At 66.1% G+C, this 23,161-nt stretch carries 17 protein-coding genes; 8 read left to right on the top strand and 9 right to left on the bottom strand.

The window, feature by feature from the left end; all coding sequences use genetic code 11:
• The first annotated feature begins 55 nt into the window (after positions 1–55).
• The 3 genes from BIWAKO_RS09820 to BIWAKO_RS09810 all read left to right on the top strand — a co-directional run bounded on the left by BIWAKO_RS09820 (position 56) and on the right by BIWAKO_RS09810 (position 4,413).
• On the top strand, positions 56–1,543 hold the full coding sequence (locus tag BIWAKO_RS09820) for a cobyric acid synthase (protein WP_069878546.1): 1,488 nt from the start codon (positions 56–58) through the stop codon (positions 1,541–1,543).
• Between the two features lie 218 nt (positions 1,544–1,761).
• Complete coding sequence (locus BIWAKO_RS09815; protein WP_069878545.1) at positions 1,762–2,373, top strand: TetR/AcrR family transcriptional regulator; 612 nt, start codon at positions 1,762–1,764, stop codon at positions 2,371–2,373.
• An 84-nt stretch (positions 2,374–2,457) separates the two neighbouring features.
• On the top strand, positions 2,458–4,413 hold the full coding sequence (locus BIWAKO_RS09810; protein WP_069882324.1) for an SDR family NAD(P)-dependent oxidoreductase: 1,956 nt from the start codon (positions 2,458–2,460) through the stop codon (positions 4,411–4,413).
• On the opposite strand, the gene BIWAKO_RS09805 is transcribed toward BIWAKO_RS09810, so the two are convergent.
• Together BIWAKO_RS09805 and BIWAKO_RS09800 are read right to left on the bottom strand one after the other, a co-directional pair.
• Positions 4,337–5,260 carry an NAD-dependent epimerase/dehydratase family protein gene (locus tag BIWAKO_RS09805; RefSeq protein ID WP_069878544.1) on the bottom strand — a complete coding sequence of 308 codons (924 nt, stop codon included), beginning with the start codon at positions 5,258–5,260 and terminating at the stop codon, positions 4,337–4,339. The two genes, BIWAKO_RS09810 and BIWAKO_RS09805, sit on opposite strands and share 77 nt — an antisense overlap.
• Positions 5,257–6,279, bottom strand: coding sequence for an MraY family glycosyltransferase (locus BIWAKO_RS09800; RefSeq protein WP_069878543.1), 1,023 nt, complete (start codon positions 6,277–6,279; stop codon positions 5,257–5,259). Before BIWAKO_RS09800 ends, BIWAKO_RS09805 begins: the two co-directional genes overlap by 4 nt.
• Before the next feature lie 82 nt (positions 6,280–6,361).
• Between BIWAKO_RS09800 and BIWAKO_RS09795 the strand changes: the two genes are divergently transcribed.
• On the top strand, positions 6,362–6,823 hold the full coding sequence (locus tag BIWAKO_RS09795; RefSeq protein ID WP_176733295.1) for an MmcB family DNA repair protein: 462 nt from the start codon (positions 6,362–6,364) through the stop codon (positions 6,821–6,823).
• Between the two features lie 92 nt (positions 6,824–6,915).
• On the opposite strand, the gene BIWAKO_RS09790 is transcribed toward BIWAKO_RS09795, so the two are convergent.
• Both BIWAKO_RS09790 and BIWAKO_RS09785 read right to left on the bottom strand, forming a co-directional pair.
• Positions 6,916–7,470, bottom strand: a complete 555-nt coding sequence (locus BIWAKO_RS09790; RefSeq protein ID WP_043234810.1) for an ActR/PrrA/RegA family redox response regulator transcription factor — start codon at positions 7,468–7,470, stop codon at positions 6,916–6,918.
• Positions 7,471–7,532: 62 nt separating this feature from the next.
• The gene (locus tag BIWAKO_RS09785) at positions 7,533–8,903 is read right to left on the bottom strand and encodes an ActS/PrrB/RegB family redox-sensitive histidine kinase (RefSeq protein WP_069882322.1); all 1,371 of its coding nucleotides are present in this window, start codon (positions 8,901–8,903) and stop codon (positions 7,533–7,535) included.
• 190 nt (positions 8,904–9,093) lie between these two features.
• Between BIWAKO_RS09785 and BIWAKO_RS09780 the strand changes: the two genes are divergently transcribed.
• From BIWAKO_RS09780 to BIWAKO_RS09770, 3 genes are all read left to right on the top strand, one after another.
• Positions 9,094–10,395: a polyhydroxyalkanoate depolymerase gene (locus BIWAKO_RS09780; protein ID WP_069882321.1), complete on the top strand. Its 1,302-nt coding sequence runs from the start codon at positions 9,094–9,096 to the stop codon at positions 10,393–10,395.
• A gap of 42 nt (positions 10,396–10,437) precedes the next feature.
• A complete protein-coding gene (locus tag BIWAKO_RS09775; RefSeq protein ID WP_069878542.1) occupies positions 10,438–11,178 on the top strand; it encodes a M48 family metallopeptidase in 741 nt (246 codons plus the stop codon).
• A gap of 82 nt (positions 11,179–11,260) precedes the next feature.
• Positions 11,261–12,457 (top strand): multidrug effflux MFS transporter, encoded by a 1,197-nt coding sequence (locus BIWAKO_RS09770; RefSeq protein ID WP_244523400.1) that lies wholly within the window; start codon positions 11,261–11,263, stop codon positions 12,455–12,457.
• A gap of 6 nt (positions 12,458–12,463) precedes the next feature.
• Here BIWAKO_RS09770 and BIWAKO_RS09765 read toward each other — a convergent pair whose 3' ends face one another.
• Complete coding sequence (locus tag BIWAKO_RS09765) at positions 12,464–14,629, bottom strand: transglycosylase domain-containing protein (RefSeq protein WP_069878541.1); 2,166 nt, start codon at positions 14,627–14,629, stop codon at positions 12,464–12,466.
• 328 nt (positions 14,630–14,957) lie between these two features.
• On the opposite strand from BIWAKO_RS09765, the gene BIWAKO_RS09760 reads away from it, so the two are divergent.
• Positions 14,958–15,356, top strand: coding sequence for a DoxX family protein (locus BIWAKO_RS09760; protein WP_069878540.1), 399 nt, complete (start codon positions 14,958–14,960; stop codon positions 15,354–15,356).
• A gap of 92 nt (positions 15,357–15,448) precedes the next feature.
• On the opposite strand, the gene trxA is transcribed toward BIWAKO_RS09760, so the two are convergent.
• The 4 genes from trxA to BIWAKO_RS09740 all read right to left on the bottom strand — a co-directional run bounded on the left by trxA (position 15,449) and on the right by BIWAKO_RS09740 (position 23,149).
• Positions 15,449–15,769 carry a thioredoxin gene (gene trxA / locus BIWAKO_RS09755; RefSeq protein WP_043235061.1) on the bottom strand — a complete coding sequence of 107 codons (321 nt, stop codon included), beginning with the start codon at positions 15,767–15,769 and terminating at the stop codon, positions 15,449–15,451.
• Between the two features lie 108 nt (positions 15,770–15,877).
• Positions 15,878–19,342 (bottom strand): double-strand break repair helicase AddA, encoded by a 3,465-nt coding sequence (addA, locus tag BIWAKO_RS09750; protein ID WP_069878539.1) that lies wholly within the window; start codon positions 19,340–19,342, stop codon positions 15,878–15,880.
• On the bottom strand, positions 19,339–22,449 hold the full coding sequence (gene addB, locus BIWAKO_RS09745) for a double-strand break repair protein AddB (protein ID WP_069878538.1): 3,111 nt from the start codon (positions 22,447–22,449) through the stop codon (positions 19,339–19,341). The genes addA and addB overlap by 4 nt, the downstream gene beginning before the upstream one ends.
• Positions 22,442–23,149 (bottom strand): nucleotidyltransferase family protein, encoded by a 708-nt coding sequence (locus BIWAKO_RS09740; RefSeq protein WP_069878537.1) that lies wholly within the window; start codon positions 23,147–23,149, stop codon positions 22,442–22,444. The genes addB and BIWAKO_RS09740 overlap by 8 nt, the downstream gene beginning before the upstream one ends.
• Positions 23,150–23,161: the final 12 nt, after the last annotated feature.

The following is a 23,161-nucleotide window of genomic DNA, read 5'->3' as shown; positions in this document are numbered from 1 at the left end:
CCCTCTCCCTGGCCGCCTGCTTGCCCGCGCCCTGAGCGCCGCCTAAGCAAGCGCCATGGCACGGTCCAAACCCACCCCCGCCCTGATGATTCTCGGCACCGGCTCGAATGTCGGGAAGTCGCTGCTCGTCGCTGGATTATGTCGGCTCTTTGCCGATCGTGGCCTCAGGGTGCGGCCGTTCAAACCGCAGAACATGTCGAACAATGCCGCAGCGACCGCCTCGGGCGAGATCGGTCGCGCCCAGGCTCTTCAGGCCCGCGCCGCGCGCGTGCCGCCGCATGTCGACATGAACCCGGTGCTGCTCAAGCCGGAAAGCGACACAGGCAGCCAGATCGTGCTGCAGGGGCGCGTCGCGGGGCACCTCGCTTCCGGCGATTTTGCGAGGCGCGGCGATTTCCTCCCGAACGTGCTGGAGAGTTTTGAGCGGCTGAGCGCCGGGGCCGATCTTATTCTCGTCGAGGGAGCGGGTTCGCCGGCCGAGACCAATCTGCGCGCACGAGACATCGCCAATCTCGGCTTTGCCCGCGCGGCCGGCGTTCCCGCGCTGTTGATCGGCGACATTGATCGCGGCGGCGTGATCGCCAGTCTCGTCGGCACCCATGCCGTGCTCGATACCGCCGATCGCGAGATGATTCGGGCCTTTGCCATCAACCGCTTTCGCGGCGACGCAGCCCTCTTCAAGGACGGCATCTCGACGATTTCGCAGGCGACGGGCTGGCCTTGCCTCGGCGTTGTGCCCTGGTTCGCCGAGGCAGCGCGCCTGCCGGCTGAGGATGGGCTCGATCTCACGTCCGGCGCGCGCAAGGCCGGAGCCATGTTCAAGGTCGCTGTGCCGGTGTTGCCGGGAATCGCCAATTTCGACGATCTCGACCCGCTGAAATTGGAGGCGGCCGTCGAGTTGGTCATGGTGACCCGCGGCACGCCGCTGCCGGGTGACGCCGATCTCGTGATCTTGCCCGGCTCAAAGACGACGCTCCGCGATCTCGCGGCTCTGCGCGCCGAGGGCTGGGATATCGATCTCGCCGCCCATCGCCGACGCGGAGGTCATGTCATCGGTCTCTGCGGTGGCTACCAGATGCTCGGGCGTATCGTGCGGGACCCTCATGGTCTGGAGGGCCCGTCAGGCGAGGCTCCAGGCCTCGGCATGCTCGATGTCGAGACCGTGCTGGAGCCTGGCAAGACCGTGCGTGAGGTCGATTTCACCCATGCGCCCAGCGCATCGTCGGGGCGAGCCTACGAGATTCATCTTGGCCGCACCGAGGGGGCCGACACGCAACGCGCGCCCTTCCAGGTTGGTGAGCGGCGGGAGGGAGCAGCCTCGTCCGATGGGCGTGTGATCGGGACCTACCTGCATGGCGCCTTTGCCTCAGATGCCGTCCGTGCGGCCATTCTTGCGGGTATCGCGGGCAGAACGCTGTCTTCGACGCTGAATTACGAGGATGAGGTCGAATTGGCGCTCGACCGTCTGGCCGAGCATCTGGCCCGGCATCTCGACATCGACGCGATCTGGACCCTGGCTCAGGAGCGGGCGCAGTCCGCCTGATCGAGTTGCGCCGGCTCGGCGCGGCCTGACCTGCGACACTTTCACCGCACCCGGTTCTGGGCGGATTGACAAACTGGTCAGTTTTGCCGTCTACCGGACAGAGATGTCAGGAAGATTTGGCTAAAGTCTTTATTCCTCATGGCGTTGACGAATGATGAAATTCATCATAATGAACAATTCCCACCCGAAATCGCAGAGCAACTGAACGAGAAACCGAGTTGAGTCATCTTGAGCGGGATACGAGGCAGTGCATCGTCGATACGGCGGAGCGCTTCTTTCGTGACATCGGCTACCAGAAGACCACGGTGGCGGACATCGCCAAGGCACTGCGGATGAGTCCCGCCAATGTCTATCGGTTCTTCGACTCCAAGAAATCCATCAACGAGGCCGTCGCCGAGCGCTACATGGGCGAGATGGAGGCGGCCGTTACGGCGATCGCACGGGAAGATCGTTCTGCGGCCGAGCGGCTTCGGGATATCCTGATCACGAACAACCGCATCAACTCGCTGCGCTATCTCGACCACCACAAGGTGCACGAGATGGTTGCCGCTGCGATGGAGGAGAGCTGGGAGGTCGTCCAGGCTCATATTGGGCGCTATGACGGCATCCTGCGTGGCGTCGTTACGGAAGGCATCGCCTCGGGCGAATTCCGGCCGATGGACCCGCAACTCGCCACCGCCTGCGTACGCTTTGCGATGACGCCTTTCTGCCATCCGATGCTGATCTCGCAATGCCTGAGTCTGCCGGGGCCAAGCATCGAAGAGATGGTCGATTTCATTCTCGAGGGCCTCGGGTACTCGCGCGCCAAGGCCTCGCACGCGGAAGCTTGATTCGGCACGCAGCGCGCTCCTTACCAGCCGCTTCGCGTTGACAAGGCAGCACGGGAGCGGGATACCCCGCCGGCCATGGCCCCAATCATCAAGCAGAATATCAAGAAGCTCGCCGTCGTCGCCCATGACCTTCTGGTCACGGCGCTGGCGATCGTCTCTGTTTTCGTGGTGCGCTTCGAGGGCTCGCAGCTCGATGAGCATCTGCGCTATCTGCCGAGCTTCCTGCCATTTTTCGTCGTCTATGCCGGTGCGGTCTACTGGTTTTTCTCGCTGTATCGCTCGAAATGGCGCTTCGCCTCGCTTCCAGACCTCTCGAACATCGTCAAGGCGGTCACCGTCCTGTCGCTGTCGCTGCTGGTGATTGACTATCTCCTGCTATCGCCAAGCCTCTACGGCGCCTTCTATTTCGGCAAGATCACCATCGCTCTCTATTGGCTTGTGCAGAACGCGCTGCTCGGTGGTCCGCGCCTAGCCTATCGCTACCTCAAATATTCCCGTTCCAAGCAGCATGCCGTGCGCGACGCGGCGCTGCCTGCCCTGCTGCTGGGGCGTGGCGTCGAGGTCGAGATGGTCATTCGCGCCATGGAAGCCGGGACCATGCGCAAATTGAAGCCTGCTGGCATTCTGTCACCGCGCGCCGACGATCTCGGCCAGTCGATCCGCGGGGTTCCCGTGCTGGGTCTGCTGTCTCAGATCGAGACGGTCGCTGGCGAAGCAGCCGAGCGCGGTGAGCCATTCCGTCGTATCGTCGCCACTTCGAGCGCCCTGGCACCGGAAGCCGAGCCGGACAAATGGCTCGCCCGGACGCGCAGGCTCGCCCTGCCGATCTCGCGGCTCGATTCCTTCGCCGAAGGCGGTGGGGAGACCGAGCTCGCGCCGCTCGAAATCGAGGACCTGCTCGTTCGCCCTTCGGTCAAGATCGATCGCGATCGCCTGGGCTCCTTCCTGAAGGGCAAGCGCGTCATCGTCACCGGTGGCGGCGGCTCGATCGGCTCGGAGATCTGCCTGCGCTGCGCGGCCTTCGGTGCTTCGGAGCTCCTCGTCGTCGAGAGCTCGGAGCCGGCGTTGTTCCAGATCACCGAGGAACTGGCAGCTCATCGGCTGGAGACGAAGATCTCGGGAGCGCTTGCCGATGTGCGCGACCGCGCCCGGATCACGCCGCTCTTCACCGCATTTGCGCCTGATATCGTTATCCACGCCGCGGCGCTGAAACATGTGCCCTATCTCGAGGCTGACTGGGCCGAGGGTATCAAGACCAATGTCTTCGGCTCGATGCATGTCATTGATGCCGCGATCGCGGCGGATTCCAAGATCTTCGTGATGATCTCGACCGACAAGGCGATCGAGCCCGTCTCGATGCTGGGAGCGACCAAGCGTTTCGCCGAGATGTATGCCCAGTCGCGCGATGCCGAGTTCGTCGCAGCAGCCTCCGGCATGCGCCTCGTTGCCGTGCGCTTCGGCAATGTGCTGGGCTCGGTCGGTTCGGTGGTCCCGAAGTTCAAGGCTCAGATCAAGCGCGGCGGTCCGCTGACCGTGACCAGCCCGGAGATGATCCGCTACTTCATGACGATCCGTGAAGCCTGCGATCTCGTGCTGACCGCCGCGTCGCATGCCCGCGCCGCAGGGCCCGAGACCGAGCGCGCGGCCGTCTATGTGCTCAAGATGGGCCAGCCGGTCAGGATCATGGATCTGGCCGAGCGCATGATTCGCCTCGCGGGCTATGAGCCGGGCGTCGATATCGAAATCGCGATCACCGGCGTCCGCCCCGGCGAGCGTCTGAACGAGATTCTCTTCGCGCATGACGAACCGATGGCCGAGACGGGGCTCGACGGCGTGATGGCGGCAAAACTGAGCTTCGCGGGGCGCGCCCGCATGCAGGGCTGGCTCTCGCGGCTGGATGCCGCCATCAAGGCTGAGGATCGCCTTGCGGCCGAAGCGGTGCTGGAGGAGGCGATTCCGGATTTCAAACTGCGTCAGCAGCCGCAGCCAGCTGCGCCAGTGCCGGAAGCGTCGCTGCCGGTGGCCGCCAACCGGCCCTGATCAGCCCCTCGGGGCGCGCGACGAGCCCGCCGCTGAGCTTGGCGAAGGCCTGTTCCTTCCCGGCCAGCCGCGCCGCCTGCTTCAGCAGGGCTGCTGGAATGGGAAGGAGGCCCGGTCTGCGCCCGAGGCCGGAGCGCATAGCCGCGATCATCTCCGCCACGCTGACCGGCTCGGGGTCGGCAACCGTATAGCTACGCCGCGCCGGGCAAGCGGATGTCAGGGCGAAGAGGATCGCGTCGACAAGGTTCTCGATCGCAAGCAGGGAGCGCGGAACATCGAGACCGCCGAGGGGCAAGGGTATCGGCAAACGCGCCAGCTTCAGGAGGGATGCCATATTCGCTTTGACGCCGGGCCCATAGACCAGAACCGGCCGTAACGAGATCCAGTCGAGATCGAGCGCCGCGAGCCCCTGCTCTGCCGCCAGCTTGGAACGGCCATAGGCATCGTCCGGCGCTGGCGGGTCGCTCTCGCGAAAATGGCCGTTAAAGGCCCCCGTAAGAGCCTTGATGGAGGAGACGTAGATGAAACGCGCTGCGCCTGCCTGCCGAGCAGCCTGCGCCAATGCGAGTGTCGCCTCGGTGTTGATGCGCCGGTAGAGCGATTCGTCGAGACCCGGCCCCGCATGGGCGAGGCCTGCGAGATGGACGACATGGCGGATGCCGGCGACAGCTCGGCGCCAATCCACTGGCCCGGAGAGGTCGCCGATCATCACGCGTTCAATGCCCTCGTCCGCGGGGCCTTCGCGCCGCTGGGCTACCCGGATGCTGTATCCCCTCGCGCGAAGGCCAGCGACGACATGCGGGCCGATGAAGCCGCTCGCTCCGGTAACGAGAACGCGCTCGCTCACGGCCGGACCCGCTTGCGGGCGAAGTGCCACAGCAGCAGCCCGGTCAGCACCGCTGCAAGGCCAAGACAGACGAGCTGGTGCCAAAACGCTCGAGAGGCGATGCTGAACCCCGCGAGCGCGATCAGGGCAAGGTTGAGCAGCGCGACCTGCGTCACGATCTCACGAACGCTGAACCCGTTGACGGTGGCCTGCTGGTAGAAATGGCTGCGATGGGCCTCCCACACCTTCTCGCCGCGCGCCAGCCGCCTGAACAATGTGATCGTCGAATCCGCGACATGATAGAGCGGAAGGATCAGGGCGGCCGTCAGTGCGCCGGTTCCTGCCAGTCGGTAAAGCAGATAGGCGCTGAGCAATCCGAGCGGCAGCGAGCCGACATCGCCGAGAAAGAGCCGAGCCACCGGCTTGTTGAACGGCGCGAAGCCGATGAGCCCGCCGAACAATGCGGCGGCGAGCAGGCCGCTGGCGGGATCGAGCGCCCCGCTGGCGCCGGCCAGGGCAAGAGCACCGGCCAGCGGTGCGATGCCGGCCACGGTGATCCAGTCGATACCGTCCATGAAGTTGGTGAGATTGACGAACCAGAGCCCGGCGATGAGCGCGAGACCACGCTCAAGCGCGAGCGGCATCAATTCCGGGAACAGCCTGAACTCGGGTGCGGCGCAGAACAGCACGATCCCGACGCAAAGCGCCTGCAGGACGAGGCGGGTTGCGGCCGGAAGCGGGCGAATGTCGTCCCAGGCGCCGACGGCCGCCAGTGCTGTTGCTGCTGCCATGACCCAGACCAGATCGGCGCGCTCCGCTGTGGGAAAGGGCAGGAGCAGCAGAGCCAGGATCAACGTGAGAAAGGCCCCGGCGAGAACCGCGATGCCGCCGCCCTGTGGCGTCGGCTGCGTATGGCTGGAGCGGGCATTCGGCCGCGCCAGTGCATAGCGAATCAGCAGCGGCCGCAACAGCACGCAGAGCGACGCCGAAGCGGCGGCCGCCGGGATGATGATCAGAAGGGGGGCAAGATGGGAGTTCAAAGCGCCGGGACCATAGCGGGACGGCGCAGGCCTGCAACAGTCTTCGACTTGCGTCGAGGCGCACAGATAGTGAACATATCGTATGTCGCCTATCGATTCCGTGCTGAACCCGCCGCCTGCTCGTCCCGACATCACCCGTGCCGTCTGCCGCGGTGCGGCCAGGCATTTGCGTGAGCGCGGCTATGCCATCGTCAAGGAAATGACCTTCGCCAATGGCAGACGGGGCGATATCGTCGCCTTGTCGCCGACCGGCGAACTCCTGGTCATCGAGGTCAAGTCGGGCATCGAGGACTATCGCGTCGATGGCAAGTGGCCGGATTATCGCGACTATTGCGATGGTTTTCTCTTCGCGGTCGCGCCGGAATTCCCGCGCGAAATCCTGCCGGACGATGTCGGGCTGATCATCGCCGATAGCTATGGCGGCGAACTCCTGCGCGATGCGCCGCGACATCCGCTCGTGGCTGCGCGACGCAAGGCGCTCACGATCGCCTTCGCCAGGCTGTCTGCCCAGCGCCTTGCCTTGATCGAGGACCCGCCGCTCTAGATCATTGGAGCGAATATCCGCTCCAATGATCTAACCTTCAGCGCTTGCATCGGCGTTCCCGAAAGCCGCGGTCCACTTGTCGGGCCGATGCTTTAGCGCGGGGCGCGCTTTGCCAGGATGCGCTGCAGCGTGCGCCGGTGCATGCCGAGCCGCCGCGCCGTCTCCGAGACATTGCGGCTGCACAACTCATAGACACGTTGGATATGTTCCCAGCGGACCCGATCGGCCGACATCGGGTTTTCCGGCGGCATCGGCCGCGAATCGCGCGCAGCTGCCAGGGCCGAATGGATTTCGTCGGCGTCAGCGGGTTTTGCCAGGAAATCGAAGGCACCGAGTTTCACGGCACTGACGGCGGTCGCGATGTTGCCGTAGCCGGTCAGCACGATGCCGCGCGCGTCGGGGCGGCGCTCCTTCAGGCGGGCGATGACATCGAGCCCGTTGCCATCGGCAAGGCGCAGATCGATGACGGCAAAGGCCGGGGCCTCTTCCTCGACAGCAGCAAGACCAGCCGAGACACTTTCGGCGATGCGTACGGAGTAACCCCGCCCTTCCATGGCCCGCGCGAGTCGGGTCAGGAACGGCTTGTCGTCATCGACGAGCAGCAGGGTCATGTCCGATTGGGCGGCGTCGTTCAGCGCCTGTTGCATCTCAACTCTCCTGCCACCGGTTCGGGCCGGCGGAATTGTAACGCGATCATGGGCTTCGCGCATCAGGACGGCGAGAAGGGGCCGTCGCCCTCAGGTAGTGGCATTTCCTCCCGTTTTGAAGACCCGGAAGGTTTTGCGTCGGCCTCGAACACCGCCCTCGGCCAGACCATGCGGACGGACGCGCCGCTCGCCGGGGATGGCAGATTCGAAAATTCGAGCGCCGCACCGCCGCGTTCCAGCAGCGTTTTTGCAATGAAAAGTCCCAGGCCCAAACCGCCGCCGGCGCGACTTTCTGCCGCTGCGCGCGAGAGATAGGGCTCGCCGGCGCGCATCAGGACGTCGGGAGGGAACCCCGGGCCATCATCGGCGATGGTCAGCATGACATGCATATCGGTCCATTGTGCGATGATCGCCACTTCGGAACGGGCGAAGTCGACGGCATTGTCGACGATATTGCCGAGGCCGTAGATCATGCCCGGGTTGCGCCGGCAGACAGGTTCCGGCTTGTCTCCGATCATCTCGATGCGGAACGGCACGCCGAAGGGCCGCTGCGGGCCGGCCGTCTCTTCTATCAGCAGGCGCAGCGAGAGTTGGTCGAGCGGGCCGGCATCGTCGTCCTGAAGCGAGGTGAGCTTGCCGAGGATGCCGCGGCAGCGCTCGACCTGCTCGCGCAGCAGCGTGATATCCTCTGCCATCTCGCCTTCCGGCGGAGCCAGCCGCGACAATTCTCGTGCCACCAGGGCTATCGTGGCGAGCGGCGTACCGAGTTCATGAGCCGCTGCTGCGGCGAGGCCGTCGAGCTGCGAAAGGTGCTGTTCGCGAGCCAGGACCAACTCCGTTGCCGCGAGAGCCTCCGAAAGATCGCGCGCTTCCTTGGCGACGCGCCAAGCATAAATGCCGGTGAAGCCGAGCCCGAGCACGAGCGCGATCCAGTTCCCGGCCTGATAGAATGGCGGCAGGACCGGCCGGTTGGGCCCGGCCCAGGGCAGGGGCAGATGCGTGAAATTCAGCACGCTCGCCAGCACGACGGCGAGAAGCCCGAGCAGCATGGTGCGCTGCGGCGGCAAGGCGGTCGCCGAAATCATCACCGGCGCCAGGAACAGAATTGCGAAGGGATTTTGCAGGCCGCCGGTCAGGTAGAGCAGGGCTGCGAGCTGGATGATGTCGAAGGCTAACAGCGCGGTCGCTGCATCCTCGCGCAGTCTGTGGCTGAGCGGAAAGCGAATGCGCAGCGCAATGTTCAGCCAGGCGGAAATTGCGATGGCGAGGAAACACCAGCCGAACGGCAGGGTGAAGCCGAGGCCAAAATGCACGCCGGCGACAGCGAGACTCTGGCCGGCGATAGCAAGCCAGCGCAACCGCACGAGGGTGTCGAGGCGCAAATGACGGCTGGATCGCGCCAGCGGCGGGAGATCGGCATCAGGGACCGTCATGACGCCCATGCATCCGATGGCGGACCGGGGTTTTGCAGTGCAAAACTGTGGCATTTTGGCATTGAAGGAAAATCTTAGCCTTTTGCCGGATTGAATGAGAGCAGAAACAATCTAGGCTGCGCTGTTTGTTGCGGCGCATCATCAGGTGCATCCGGCACCCGGGGGACGTCGCTTCATGTATGGAGCTGCCATGTCGTTCGCTTATCACGCCTACGAAGCGGTTCATACGATGGTCGCGCCCGTTCGTGGCATGTCGGATGCGCTGCAGCTGGCGTTCAAGAACCCAGCCAATCCGCTGACCTACACGCCGCTCGGCCGCACGGTCGCTGCGTCCTGTGAACTGTTCGAACGGATGACGCGCCGCTATGGCAAGCCCGCCTTCGACCTGAACGAGACCACGATTGGCGGCGTCAAGGTCGCGGTCGAGGAACGCGTCGTCTGGGAGCGGCCCTTCTGCAAGCTGGTCTATTTCGACCGCAAGATTGCCGGGCGTCGCAAGCCGCAGCCCAAGGTGCTGCTGGTTGCCCCGATGTCGGGCCACTATGCCACGCTGCTGCGCGGCACGGTCGAGGCGTTCCTGCCTGGCCATGAGGTCTACATCACCGACTGGACGGATGCCCGCCTGGTGCCGCTCGCCGCCGGTCGCTTCGATCTCGACGATTATATCGACTACGTCGTCGGCATGCTCCAGACGCTCGGCCCCGACACCCATGTCATGGCCGTCTGCCAGCCTGCGGTTCCGGTGATCGCCGCGATCGCGCGGATGGAAGCGGAGAATGATCCCAATGCGCCGCGCTCGATGACCCTGATGGGCGGTCCGATCGATACCCGCCGCTCGCCGACCGCGGTCAACCAGCTTGCCATGGAGCGCGGTACCGAATGGTTCCGCCGCAATTGCCTCACCATGGTGCCGTTCCCGCATATGGGCGCCTTCCGGGAGGTCTATCCCGGCTTCATGCAGCTGTCCGGCTTCATGGCCATGAATATCGATCGGCATGTCTCGGCCCATTACGAGATGTACAAGCACCTCATCGCCGGGGATGGCGATTCGGCCGAGAAGCACCGCGATTTCTATGACGAGTATCTCGCGGTCATGGACCTGACGGCGGAGTTCTATCTCCAGACGGTCGATACCGTATTCGTTCAGCATGCCCTGCCCAAGGGCACGATGATGCATCGCGACAAGCCGGTTGATCTGAAAGCCATTCGGCGCGTTGCACTGATGACGGTCGAGGGCGAGAACGACGATATCTCGGGTGTCGGCCAGACCCAGGCCGCCCATGATCTCTGCGCCAATATCCCGGCCGACAAGCGCGTGCATTACCTCCAGAAGGGCGTCGGCCATTACGGCGTCTTCAACGGTTCGCGCTTCCGCGCCGAAATCGCGCCCCGCATTTCCGACTTCATGGTCAGCCTCGACATGGAGGCAGCCAAGGTGCGCCGGGACGACAGCGCGGCCGTCGCGCGCAAGGCCTTGAAGATCGCGAACTGAAGCCCTTCCGCATCGCCCGCGAATCCAGCACAATTGCGAGCGATGCGGCTCTCCCTGTTCAAGCGCCAGCCTGATCCGGATCGGATCGAGGTCGCTCATGGCGGCACGCTGTTCTCCGTTGCGGTGAAGCGGCGTGCTGCCGCTCGGCGGATGACGCTGCGTGTCTCGCAGGCGACGGGCGAGATCACGCTGACGCTGCCGGAACGCGCAGACTTCCTCACTGGTAAGATCTTTGCCGAGAATCATGGCGGCTGGATCGCGGCAAAGCTCGCCAAGCGTCCGCTTTCGGTGCCCTTTGAGCCGGGACAGGTCGTGCCCTTTCGCGGCGCACCTCACCGGATCGTGCATTGGTCGAAGGTGCGCGGCATCACCCATGCCACAATCGACAAGGATGGCACCGCCATCATCGCGGTCGCCGGTGAAGCGGCTCATGTCGCGCGTCGGGTCAAGGATTTCCTGCGCCGCGCTGCGCTGGATGATCTCGAGCGTGCGGTCAGGCACCACACGGCGACGCTCGGCATCCCCGCCCGCAAGATCACCATCCGCGACACCACGAGCCGCTGGGGCTCCTGTTCGTCGAAAGGGCACCTGAATTTCTCCTGGCGCCTGATCCTCGCCCCGCCACTGGTGCTGGACTATCTCGCGGCCCATGAGGTCGCGCATCTCAAGGAGATGAATCATTCCCACCGCTTCTGGGCGTTGACGCATAAGCTCTGCCCACGGACCGAAGAAGCGGAAGCCTGGCTGAAGCGCCATGGCGCCGGGCTGCATGGCTACGGCTGAGGCTGTCGTGGCCGCAGGCGTTCGGCTCGACTTGAGGCGCAACCTCCCCTAACCCGGCATCAGCCGAAACAGGGATGGTCTCGTGAAGCTGCGCCCCGACACGCTCGCAATGACCGCGGTCCTTGCCATGCTGACGGCCCTCGGGCCGCTCTCGACCGATTTCTATCTGCCGTCCCTGCCCGAGATCGTTCGGGTCATGGGCACCGACGTTGCGGGGGCGCAGGCGACACTCTCCGCTTTTCTGTTCGGGTTCGCCGGAGGCCAGATCGTCTGGGGGCCGCTCTCGGACCGGTTGGGGCGCAAGCCAGTGCTTCTCACTGGCCTGGCGCTCTTCCTGGTTGCTACCCTGCTCTGCGCCCTTGCGCCTTCGATCGAGTGGCTGGTGGCGGCCCGGGTGTTGCAGGCCTTGGGGGCGTCCGGGCCGATCGTGCTCGGCCGGGCCATGGTCAGGGATCTCTATGAGGGGCCGCGCGCCGGACGGGAATTCGCCCGCATGGGCATGATCATGGGGTTGGTCCCAGCCATTGCGCCGGCGGTCGGCGGCATCCTGCAGGTGGCCTTTGGCTGGCGTTCGACCTTTGTCGCGACGCTCGCCCTCGCGCTGCTGCTGGCGGCCGTGATCATCCTGTTCCTGCCGGAAACCATCCGCACGCGCTCAGCGGAGCGGCTGTCGCTGCTGGCGATCTTCCGCAGCTTCGGCGTCTTGCTCAGGAACCGTCCCTATCGTGTCTATGTCGCCATCACGGCCTTGGCCTATGGCGGGCTCTTCGCCTTCATCTCCGGCTCGTCCTTCGTGCTGATCAGCATCTACGGGCTGTCGCCGCGCGATTACGGCCTGTCTTTCGGGTTCGGGGTGCTCGGCTTCATCCTGGGCACCATCATCGCCCAGCGTCTCGTCGGCCGGCGTGGGCTTGACGGCGTCATTGCGATCGGCGTGGCATTCCTGGCTGCGGGCGGGTTGAGCATGCTGCTATGCCTCACCGCCGGCTTCGGCGGCGCCCTCGGCGTCACGATACCCTGGGCGATCTATTCGATCGGTATCGGGCTCAGCATGCCGCAGGCGCAGGCCTCGGCGCTCATGCCGTTTCCGGATCGCGCTGGTGCTGCATCATCCTTCGTCGGGCTCTGCCAGATGCTGTTCTCGGCCTGTGTCGGTCTCGTCGTCGGCAAGTTGCTGACCGACTCCGCGCTGCCGCTGCCGGCGATGATGTCGCTGCTCGGCGTGTCGGCACTGGTCCTGTTTCACGCCTCGCGCAAGGTGAGAGCGGTCAAGGCCTGAAAAGGCTCAGCCGCCGAACAGCCGCTCGAGGAAGTTCTTCTCCTGCGGCGCAGGCGGCACCCAGGCGCGGTCCGAGCCAGCTCCCGCTGTCTGGGTCTGCGCCGGCGGCTGCATGCCGGCCACTGGCGCGCCGCCATCGAAGATCGATTTCGGCCCCGCGCGCCACAACCCGCCCGGCAGCGGCGAAGGCTGCAGGCCGACATGGGCGGCCTTCATGTACTTGCCCCAGACTTCGAGCGGCAATCCGCTGCCATAGACCCGCTTCATGGCGCTGTTGTCGTCATTGCCGATCCAGACGGCGGTCACCAGCTTGGAGGTGAAACCGACGAACCAGGCATCGCGGAAATCCTGCGTGGTTCCCGACTTGCCGCCGACTTCCCAACCGGAAAGATTGCCCTTGCTGCCAGAACCGCTGGTCATGGTCTCGTGGAACATGGCGTTGATCATCGGCAGCACCTGCGGCTGCACCACCGTCCCGAAACTCGTGGCCTTGCGGGCATAGATCACCTTGCCCGAGACCGACTTTACCTCGCGGATGACATAGGGCAGCACGGACTGCCCGCCATTCGCGAAGCTGGCATAGGCCGTGGTAAGCTCGATCGGCGTCACTTCCGAGGTACCGAGCGCCAGCGAGCCATTGGCCTGGAGGCCCGAGGAAATGCCGAGCCGTTGGGCGGTGCGCACGACTTCCTTCGGCGTCACCTCCTGGTTCAGCTTCACCGCGACGGTGTTGATCGAGTGGGCGAAGGCGGTCTGCAGCGTCACCGGACCGCGATAGGTGCGGCTGTTGTTCTCCGGCTGCCAGCCCTTGATCGAGACCGGGGAGTCGTCGCGGATCGTGTCCGGCGTCAGGCCATGCTCGATCGCAGTCAGATAGACGAAGGGCTTGAAGGATGAGCCCGGCTGGCGCTTGGCCGCGGTCGCGCGGTTGAACTGGCTCTTGGTGTAGTCGCGTCCGCCGATCAGCGCGCGCAACGCCCCGTCCGGCGCCATGGAAACGACCGCACCCTGGCTGGCATTCAGCTTCCCGCCCTGAGCGGCGAGAGACTCGACAAGGGTCGTTTCGGCCGCGGCCTGCAGCTTTGGATCGATCGTCGTCAGCACCGTGACGTCGCCCTCGACCGCACCGATGAAGTCGTCGAGCACGTCCATGACGTAATCGGCAGCATAGTTCACCGAACCGGCGCCGACACGTTCGGCCGCTTCCGCGGGTGCGACCAGTGCCGATTTCGCCGCGGCCTGCGAGACGAAGCCTTGCTCGGCCATGGCCGCGATCACGAGCTGCGCCCGTTTCTCGGCGGCATCCGGATTGCGATTGGGCGCCAGCCGCGACGGTGCCTGTACCAGGCCCGCCAGCATGGCGGCTTCGGGGACGGTGACCGAGCGGGCGGATTTGTTGAAATAGCGCTGCGCCGCCGCCTCGACGCCATAGGCGCCGGAGCCGAAATAGACGCGGTTGAGATAGAGCTCGAGGATCTGGTCCTTGCTGTAGGTCTGCTCCAGCCACAGCGCCAGGATCGCTTCCTGGATCTTGCGCGCGGCGGTGCGTTCCTGGGTCAGGAACAGGTTCTTGGCCAGCTGCTGCGTCAGGGTGGAGCCGCCCTGGACGCCGCCACCTCGGTTGGTGACGTTGCGCACCATGGCGCGGGCAATACCGATCGGGTCGATGCCGAAATGCTCGTAGAAGCGGCGATCCTCGATCGCGACGAAGGCCTTGGGCAGATAGGGCGGAATCTCGCCAAGCGTCACGGTACGCCCGCCAGTCTCGCCGCGATTGGCGAGCAGCGAGCCGTCGGCCGCGAGGATCGCGACATTCGGCGGACGCTTTGGCACGGTGAGCTGGTTGATCGGCGGCAATTGCGCGGCGTGATAGGCTACCAGCCCGCCGACACCGATGACGCACCAGAGACCGAGGACCAGCGTCCAGTACATCATCCGGCCGAGGAAGGAGCGGCGCTTGCGTCCACGCCGCCGGCCCCCGCCATTTCCGCCTCCGCTCTTGCGGATCTTCGGCATCTCTTCTCTCGGCTCCTGACGTGCGGCGCCGCGATGGCTGCGGCTCGAGCGATCATCGGCGGAGAGGCGCATGTCGAAGGCGTCGGAACTCTCGCTCCGCCCGCTCTCGAAGGACGGCTCGCGCCGCTCGCCGCCTCGTCTCACCCGATCGTTCATTCTGCCCCGTTCAGCCCCATGAAACCGCGCCCTTTGCACCGAAAACGCGCGAACTTCACACATGAGTCAAACATGGCGCTTTTAAGGGCCGGTTAAGGGAAACCAGATTCCAGCACGGGCCCGGAGCAGCGATGACTCGGATTTGTGGCAAATGCGCCAGCCATGGCACTTCCCCGGGGAATGTTGCAGTGCAAACGTTCTTGTGAATTGAAAATCGCGTGAAACCCGACAACTTCGCCGCGCAGCCCAGATGCAATGCCGCAATTCGGCACGAATCCAGCCTGTTCCGACGTACTCGAGCCTCCGCGACCTAGAAGGTTATGTCCGAATGCAAGCCTCCAATTCCCTCAGCCGCTATGCCCCGCAGGCTCTCGCCGTTTTGCGCATCGTGACCGCGCTGATCTTCATCATCCATGGCACCCAGAAGCTCTTTGGTTTCCCGGCCGCGCCCGCCAGCGGCCTGCCCGCCGCCTTCACGTTGTTCTGGTTCGGCGCCATTCTGGAGGCCTTTGGCGGTTTCCTGATCCTGATCGGCCTGTGGACGCGCCCTGTCGCCTTCGTGCTGGCCGGCGAAATGGCCTATGCCTACTGGATGTTCCATGCCCCGCGCAGCATCTACCCGCTGCTCAATGGCGGCGATGCGGCGATCCTCTACTGCTTCATCTTCCTTTACCTGGTCTTCGCCGGTGCTGGCGCCTGGAGCGTCGATTCCCGCTCGAAGGTCTGATTCTTCGACGGAACGGGCGCCATTCGCCCAAAGAAAAGCCCGCCTTCCCCAGGGAAGGCGGGCTGATTTTTGGCCTGACAGGCCGGCAGAGCTCAGACCGAGGCCGAAATCCAGCGCGAAAGGTCGCTCTTCGGGGCCGCGCCGACCTTCTGTGAGGCCAGCTTGCCGTCCTTGAACAGCATCAGGGTCGGGATCGAGCGGATGCCGAACTGGGCGGGAATGGCCTGGTTCTCATCGACATTCATCTTCACGATCTTGACCTTGCCGGCCATCTCACCGGCGATCTCCTCGAGCGCCGGGCCGATCATCCGGCAGGGGCCGCACCACTCGGCCCAGAAATCGACCACGACCGGCTCGCTCGACTTGAGGACATCCGCCTCGAAGCTCGCATCGGTTACCTTGTTCGTCGCCATGGCTTCATCGCCTTTCAAAAGCAGTTCGCAGCACTGCTGCATTCGACAGCGAAGCTATGAACGCCGGCAGCCTGGGTCAAGTTTCGTCGGCCTTGCATTGAAGCAGGGCTACCCTGCCAAATTCGCCAGAACGGCATCGAGCGCCGCGGCTTGCGGCTCCAGTGTCGCGAGCGTCGCGGTGTAGATCACCAGGGTCCGCACCTGCCGCCCCGGATAGATTTGCCCGATCAGGGCGCGATAGACGGCGAGCTGGGCTTGCGTCGCGGGCGGGATCGCCGATTCATCGGCCGGCGGCCGCGACGCCGTCTTGAAATCGGCGATCAGCACCTCGTTTTCCGTGACGGCGAGCCGGTCGATCTGGCCCGAGACGGCCCGCACTGCACCATTGGCAAGCGTGATCTCGCCGGCAATCGGAACCTCAGCCAGCGATCCGGATGAAAACAGGGCGGAAAGCGCGGGGTCGCGAAGCAAAGCCAGGGTCTGGCCAATGACCGCCTGGCGTCGTGCGTCAGGCAAACCGGCTCCGCGCAGGGCGGCGAGTGCCTGTGCCGTCGCGGTGCGGCCCGGCTCGTCGACATCCGGCAGGATCTGCAGGAGCAGATGCGCCAGCCGACCGGCTTGTGCTGCCTCGGCAAGGAATGGGCCGTCGCCCGGCCGCTCGGCCGCATCGGCGGCGCTGATCGCATTCGACGGCTTGAGCGGTGGCAACGGTTCCTGTTCGGCGGGCGCGGAGGCGCGGAGCCAGGCGGGTTCGGCGAGCACTTGCCTGGACTGCGCCTCTTCCACAGGACCGGTGGGCTTTGCTGCCGAAACCATGAAGCGCCGGATCGTGCCGATGCCGTCCGGTGCGGCAACCTCCTGCAGGCCCGATGTCGCGAGCGAAAGTCCGCTTTCGATCATCGCATACCAGCTTCCGGGTGGCGCCTCGCCTTTGGCTTGCGCTCCGCAGACGATCAGTCGGTCCTCGGCCCGGGTCATCGCGACATAGAGGAGGCGATGGTGCTCCTCGGCCAGCTGGTCGACGACCTGCGCCTTCGCCCTGCGGGTCGCCTCCGCATCGTCTGCCCTGGCGGGTGGCCAGATCGGCACGAGCTTGCCCCTGGGAGGTTCCACCGCGAGAATCTTCGGCAAGCGCTTGGCGCCGGGCTCGGGGGCGAGATCGGCGAGGATCACGATCTTCGCCTCCAATCCCTTCGAGCCATGCACGGTCATGACGCGCACTTCGCCTGCGCTGCTGGAAAGGTCGCGCTTAACCTCGGTCCCGGCCTGGGTGATGTGGTGCAGGAAGCCAGCGAGCGATGGGCCGTGCCGCCGCTCATAGTCGAGCGCCGCATTGAGGAAGGCGTCGAGCGCGTCGCCGGCCTCGGCGCCAAGCCGAGCCAGAGCGAGATTGCGCCCGCCTTCCGGCCCGAGCAGCTGCGCAAAGAAGCGGAAGGGCCCCATGCGCCGTGCGTCGTCACCGAGTTGGGAGAGCCGTGCTTCGATGGCAGCGAAGCGCGGCTCGCTTTCGCCGATGCCGTGCAGGGCGCTGCGCAGCGAGCCCTTTCGCTCCGGCGCGAAGCGCATCAGATCGTCGTCGTCGAGGCCAAGCAGCGGCGTCTTCAGCGCGATGGCCAGCGACAGGTCGTCATCGGGCAGGAGCAGCGCCCGGCCGAGTGCGACGAGGTCTTCGACCGCGGGGTGTGTCGCGAGGCTCAAGCGATCGCGGCCGGTCACCGGCACGCCCGCATCCTTCAGGGCTTTGACGATCGCCTCGAACAGCGGCCCACGCTGGCGCAGCAGGATCATGACGTCGCCGGGCTTGAAGCCGTGTCCGAGATCATCCTGCCCGCTGCGCGTCCAGCGCGCCAGCACGCCGGCGATGCGCGTTGCGAGCTTCACGGTCCCGCTGCGCTGCTCGGGCGCGTCGACCGGAGTCGTCCAGGCATCCGGCGGTTCGCTCTGGTCGTCGGCCGATAGCGGCCAGAGATCGACAGCGCCGGGGTCGCTCTGGCGCACGGTGTCATGCACCTCCGGCCGGGCGCTGCCGTCGAAGACCAGCCCGCGCGCGTGCTCCGCCACCGCGAAGACGATGTCCACCGCCCGCATGATGTCGGGCGCCGAGCGGAAGGAGGTGTTGAGGCTCACCGCCTCGAATGCGAGCTCTGCCTGCCGGATATTCAGCCCGAGCCGGGTCCGTTGCTCGCCGAAGGCGCTCGGCGCGGCGCCCTGGAAGCCGTAGATCGACTGCTTCTCATCGCCGACGACGAAGATCGTCCGGGGTTTGGGGCCCTCTGCCCGTGTGTCCCGTCCACCCGTGAACTCGTCGGCGAGCGCGCCCAGGATCGCCCATTGCGCCTCGCTGGTGTCCTGCGCCTCGTCGAGCAGGATGTGATCGATGCCGGCATCGAGCTTGTAGAGCACCCAGGCGGCCTCGACGCGCGAGAGCAGGGAGCGCGTCTTGGCGATCAAGTCGTCATAGTCCAGCAGCGAGCGTTCGCTCTTCAGCCGCTGGTAGGAGGCGAGCATCCTTGTCACCAGCAGCGCGAGCGCGTGGCTGCGGTCGCGGATGGCGATGGCGTTGAGCTGGTCGACTGCACCGAGCAGAAGATCGGCGAGTGCGTCGAGCACGGCCATCAGCGCCGGCTCGAACTCGGATTTTCCCTTGCCCCTGATATGCGCGTTGACCGTGCCTTCGGCTGTGATGAAGCCGGAGCGGCAGGTTGCGATCGGGTCACCCTCGAACTGCTGCGCTGTCAGGCTGCGCAGCGCAGCCGCAAATTTCTGCCGGGTCGCGCTACCGGCTTCCAGCGCCGAGACGAGAGCGGAAAGCCCCGGAAGGGAAGCAAGATGGCGCCGGAAATCGGCCAGCACCTCGTCATTCGTCAGGTCAGGTGCAATTCCCAGGAAGCCCGAAATGCCCTCGCGCATCTCCTGCGCCGAGCGGGCGCGGCCCTCCGCATCGCTGAACAGGGTGCGCTGACGCAAAGCCTCCTGCATCATCGCGTCAAAGGTGTCCTGCGCCGCCTGCCTGGCCAGCAAGTCGAGCGCCTGTGCCTCCGCACCGGCAGGATCGGCGGCAATGGCGGCGAGCAATTCGCGCCTTGCGTCGTGCAGCAGTTCGGCCTGCGCGAGATCGTCGGCAACCTCGAAGCGCGGCGGTACGTTCGCCTCGAAGGGCGCAGATTGCAGCACGCGCGTGCAGAAGGCGTGGATGGTTTCGATCCTGAGCCCGCCCGGCGTCTCCAGCGCCTCGGCAAACAGCCGGCGAGCGCTTGCCCGCTGCCGCGCCGTCGCTCGCTCGCCGGTCAGGCCGTCCAGCGCCGCCGAAAGCGCATCATCCGGCATGGTCGCCCAGGCGCCGAGCGCCTTGAACACGCGGTTCGCCATATTGGCGGCCGCCGCCTTGGTGTAGGTGATGCAGAGCATGCGCGCCGGTGCGACGCCGTCGAGCAGCAGTCGCAGCACGCGGTTGACCAGCACATGCGTCTTGCCTGAACCGGCATTGGCCGAAACCCAGGCGCTGAGATCGGGCCGGGCGGCAAGTGCCTGGCGCTGGTTGGTCTGCGGGGGAACGATCCAGCCGGGCTTCATGTCTCGCCTCCGGGCTCGTCGCCACCCGGTGCGGCCGACCACTCCTTGACCCGCGCGAGCTGGTCGTAGGGGCTGGCATATTTGATATAGTCGGGCGCGCGCCGCGAGACATAGGCTTCGCGCCCGCTGCGCAGCGCATGGAGGTGTTCGATCAGCCGCTCGAGATGGCGCGCGGCGACATCGGCGAGAGGCTCGCCGTCGAACTCGAGCGGCTTGTCCTTGGCCCAGCCCTTCGGATCGTGATGGAGCTTGAGATAGAGCAGCGCGTCGACCGGCGCAGGAGCGATATCCTCGCGAAATCCGGCTCGCGCCGCGAGCTCGGCTTCCAGTGTCAATTGCGGCGCAAAGCCCTTCTCGACCTGCGCCTTGCTTGGCGGAGCTCCGGTCTTGAAGTCGATGATGCGCAGCGATGGCTGGCGCGTGATCTCGATTCGGTCGGCTCGCCCGCTCAGCCGGAATTCCGCGCCGTCCGGCAGCTTGAACGTTGCCGCGGTACCGCGTTCGACTGCAACCCGTGCCAGTTCGCCGCGCCGGCGCTCCTCCCAGCCGATGAAATGACTGGCGGTCAGGAGGAAGCGCGGCCACCAGAAGGCGCGAACCTCGGGCGTATCGTCAAACGCCTGGAACAGGCGCTTGCCGATCGCGATCAGGTGATCGAGTGAGTCGGCCGGCAACTGCTCCGGATAGGTCTCCGCGAAAGTCCCGACGATATCATGCAGCAGGTTGCCGCGATCGCTGGCGCCGGGGTCACCAACAAGCTCGGGAAGGGCGTCGAGCTTCAGGATCTTGCGGGCGAAGATCTGGTAGGGGTCGCGGTAGAGCGTCTCGACCTCGGTGACGCTGAGCGCGACGGGCTGGAGCTGGCGCGCGGGCCGCGGAGCAGGGCGGCCGATTGGTTTGGCGTCGGCGGGTTTGCTCAGGAGTGAAGCAAGCCCGGTCAGACGCGCTCCCCTGGCCGCGGCCCCGTTCCAAGCATCCTGCGGGGTCACGGCCTTGAGCCTTTGCCAGAAGCGCGAGGCGATGGTCTCGGCCTCGCCGGCCTTGCGTGCGCGGGTCAGGGTCACCCGCTGCGCCATCGCGCCCTGGATGAAATCATGCGCGGTCTGGCCGATGCGCCGCTCGGGGGCGCTCAAGCCCAGTTCGGCCCGCATCGGCCGGTTCAGGAAGGAATCGGTCTTGGCCTCCGGGGGCCAGACGGACTCGACGAGGCCGCCCAGCACGACATGGTCCGCTTCCAGCAGGCGCGCTTCCAGCAAGCCCCAGATCTTGACGCGAGGATGGCCCGTCCCGCTGCGTCGGACCGAGGTCTCGGCCAGCAGGCTGTCGAGGATCGCAATGACGTCGCGGGGATGGCCGGCCTCGGGTGCATCGGGGAGGGCGCCGTCGATCTGGTCGAACAGTCCTGCGAGGGCCTCGCCGTCCGGCCCGACGAAGGCGAGCGTGGCGCCGTTCTCCGCCCGGCTGAGTGCGACCAGGGCGTCGCGGCTTGCCGTCACGACAGTCGCGAAGGCAGGCAGGGGGGCGGCCAGTGCTGCGAGCAGTGGCTCCATGGCGGCCTCGAGTGCATCGAGAACCAGGCCCGCGGCGGCGAGATCCGCGCTGTTCAGGCGCCGGCGCGGCGCAGGCGCATGCCGGTCCTGCATCAGTCCCGGAACCGCCGCGAAACTGTCGCGTAGGCCCGCAAACCCCTTGGTGACAGCCTCGCCCCGCCAGGCGCCGATCTCGAGCGCCGCTGCGCCCGCGGCAACGGTCTGTCGCGACAGTCCGAGCCGGCAAAGCGGGTGGGCGAGCAGGGGAACGAGGCTGGCCGGCGTCATCTGGGCTCGCGCAGCCTCCAGGAGGAGGCGCAGCAGGGCGCCGGCCGGCCAGCGCGCCAGCGGCAGGCCAGCGGAATCATCGGCTTCGATGCCCCAGCGCCGGAGCTCCACGACGACTCGTTCGGCGAGGCCGCGATCGGGAGTGATCAGTGCCGCGTGCTTGCCGTCCTCCTCCAGTGTTTCACGGAGCGCGATAGCCACCGCCAGCGCCTCCTCGCGCTCGTCGGCTGTCTCGACGATGCTGATCCCATCGAAGGCTGCTTCAGCCTCGCCAGGGGAAACGCGGGTCGCGAGGTCGGCCCAGAATTCCGTGACCGAGGCCGGAAGCATCGCCTCGCGCAGCAGCGCCGCCCGGGCCGCGCGGCCCGGTTCCGGTCTCGCCAGCGGCTGAGCGTCGTCACGGCCGGCCTTCAATGTCTGGAGCAGCCGATATAACGCCGCCTGCGGGTGGGACGGTGCAGGCTCCTTCTCGATCGCCTCCCAGGCGAGCGGAGCCAGGTCGAGGTCGAGATCGGGTAATACGACCGCGCCATTGGGCATTCGTGCGATCGCCGCGAGAAGCCGCGCCGTGGCCGGGATCGTGCCGGTGGAGCCCGCAGCAATGATAGGCCCAGTTACGCTGCCGGAAAGCAGGCGCTGGCGTTCGGCTTCGAGCATGCGGTTGCGAAAATCGGCAGGATCGCAGGCATCGCGGCTTTCGAGGATCTTCGGCCAGGCCTCGCCCAGGATGGCCAGGAAGCTCGCATTGAGCTGCCAGACCTTGTCGAAACGGGCGGCGTCAAGGGTCGCCAGCCGCTCGACCGGCACGCCTTCGGTCTGCATCTGGTCGAGCAGGGCGGCGAGATCGCCAGCCAGCCCCCAGGCCTCGGCCAGCGTCGACGGCACGAGCGAGGGCTCTGACGGGTCGAGCTTCAGGTGGCTGCGGTTCGCCGTGCGCCCCCAGCTATCGACCAGCCGCGCCAGCAGCATCCGCCGCGCCAGCGGGTCGATCGGCCCGACGCGCGCGCCATCCCAGCCGCCCGCGCCGATCAGCGCCGTCTCGGCCTCGTCGACATCGCCGAGCGGCACGATGCGCGGCAGCAGCAGCGGCTTGCCGCCAAGCCTCGCGGACAGGCCGGCGACCAGGGCCCGCGCTGCACGGCGCGTCGGGAGATAGAGCGTCGCGCGAGCCATCGCTGCCGGATCATCCGGCGCGTAGACTTGACCGAATCGTCCGTCCAGCACCGCCTGCGCCAGTACGTCGAGAAACGCTGTGCCGGCGGGGATGGTGAACAGGTTGAGCTCAGCCATGGAAGCTCTGGGCGGCCGCGAACGCGGCTTCTGCCGGCGCGATCGCTTCCGGCGTGCCGACATGCAGCCACTGGCCCTGCAGAACATGCCCAAACAGGCGCTTCCGCGCGATAAGCCGGTCGAAGAGCAGGTTGAGCGAGAACGAGCCCTCGGGGGTGTCGGCAAAGATCTCGGGTTTCATGATGATCACCCCGGCATAGACGACGGGTGCCGTTGGCGCCTGGCCGCGCCGCGTCAGCCGGCCGTCCGCATCCTGGAAGAAGTCGCCGGCGCCGTCGAAGCCGACACTGTCCTCGCGCCGGGCCAGCAGCATCAGCATGTCCATCTCCGCCGGCGTCCAGGCCTGCGCCATAGCCGCAATGTTGGAGATGCCGGTCTCGCTCCAGAGCGAGTCGGAGTTGACGTGGAAGAAGGGTTCGCTGCCGAGCAGGGGGAGGGCCTTCTTCACGCCGCCGCCGGTTTCGAGCAGCTCGTCGCGCTCGTCCGAGATGATGATCCTGGGAAGCGTGCGCCCGGCGAGGTGAGCCTCGATCTGTTCGGCGAGATGGTGGACGTTGACGACCGCCTCGGTGGCGCCGGCTTCGGCGAGCCGGTCGAGCGCGTGATCGAGCATCGCCTTGCCGCCGATCCGGACCAAGGGCTTGGGCAGGCTGTCGGTGATGGGGCGCATGCGCTGGCCAACGCCTGCAGCCAGCACCATGGCCCGGCGGAT

The sequence above is a fragment of the Bosea sp. BIWAKO-01 genome, assembly GCF_001748145.1.
Lineage (GTDB): Bacteria > Pseudomonadota > Alphaproteobacteria > Rhizobiales > Beijerinckiaceae > Allobosea.
Note: the sequence above shows the minus strand (reverse complement) of the source record. Positions and strands in the feature narration are given on the sequence as shown.

Excerpts from the sequence above, each read along its gene's own strand:
- addA (WP_069878539.1), bottom strand. The coding sequence starts at position 19,342 with ATGAAGCCCGGCTGGATCGTTCCCCCGCAGACCAACCAGCGCCAGGCA.
- BIWAKO_RS09780 (WP_069882321.1), top strand. The coding sequence starts at position 9,094 with ATGTCGTTCGCTTATCACGCCTACGAAGCGGTTCATACGATGGTCGCG.
- BIWAKO_RS09760 (WP_069878540.1), top strand. The coding sequence starts at position 14,958 with ATGCAAGCCTCCAATTCCCTCAGCCGCTATGCCCCGCAGGCTCTCGCC.
- BIWAKO_RS09785 (WP_069882322.1), bottom strand. The coding sequence starts at position 8,903 with ATGACGGTCCCTGATGCCGATCTCCCGCCGCTGGCGCGATCCAGCCGT.
- trxA (WP_043235061.1), bottom strand. The coding sequence starts at position 15,769 with ATGGCGACGAACAAGGTAACCGATGCGAGCTTCGAGGCGGATGTCCTC.
- BIWAKO_RS09795 (WP_176733295.1), top strand. The coding sequence starts at position 6,362 with ATGTCGCCTATCGATTCCGTGCTGAACCCGCCGCCTGCTCGTCCCGAC.
- BIWAKO_RS09790 (WP_043234810.1), bottom strand. The coding sequence starts at position 7,470 with ATGCAACAGGCGCTGAACGACGCCGCCCAATCGGACATGACCCTGCTG.
- BIWAKO_RS09765 (WP_069878541.1), bottom strand. The coding sequence starts at position 14,629 with ATGAACGATCGGGTGAGACGAGGCGGCGAGCGGCGCGAGCCGTCCTTC.
- BIWAKO_RS09775 (WP_069878542.1), top strand. The coding sequence starts at position 10,438 with ATGCGGCTCTCCCTGTTCAAGCGCCAGCCTGATCCGGATCGGATCGAG.
- BIWAKO_RS09740 (WP_069878537.1), bottom strand. The coding sequence starts at position 23,149 with ATGGTGCTGGCTGCAGGCGTTGGCCAGCGCATGCGCCCCATCACCGAC.
- BIWAKO_RS09820 (WP_069878546.1), top strand. The coding sequence starts at position 56 with ATGGCACGGTCCAAACCCACCCCCGCCCTGATGATTCTCGGCACCGGC.
- addB (WP_069878538.1), bottom strand. The coding sequence starts at position 22,449 with ATGGCTGAGCTCAACCTGTTCACCATCCCCGCCGGCACAGCGTTTCTC.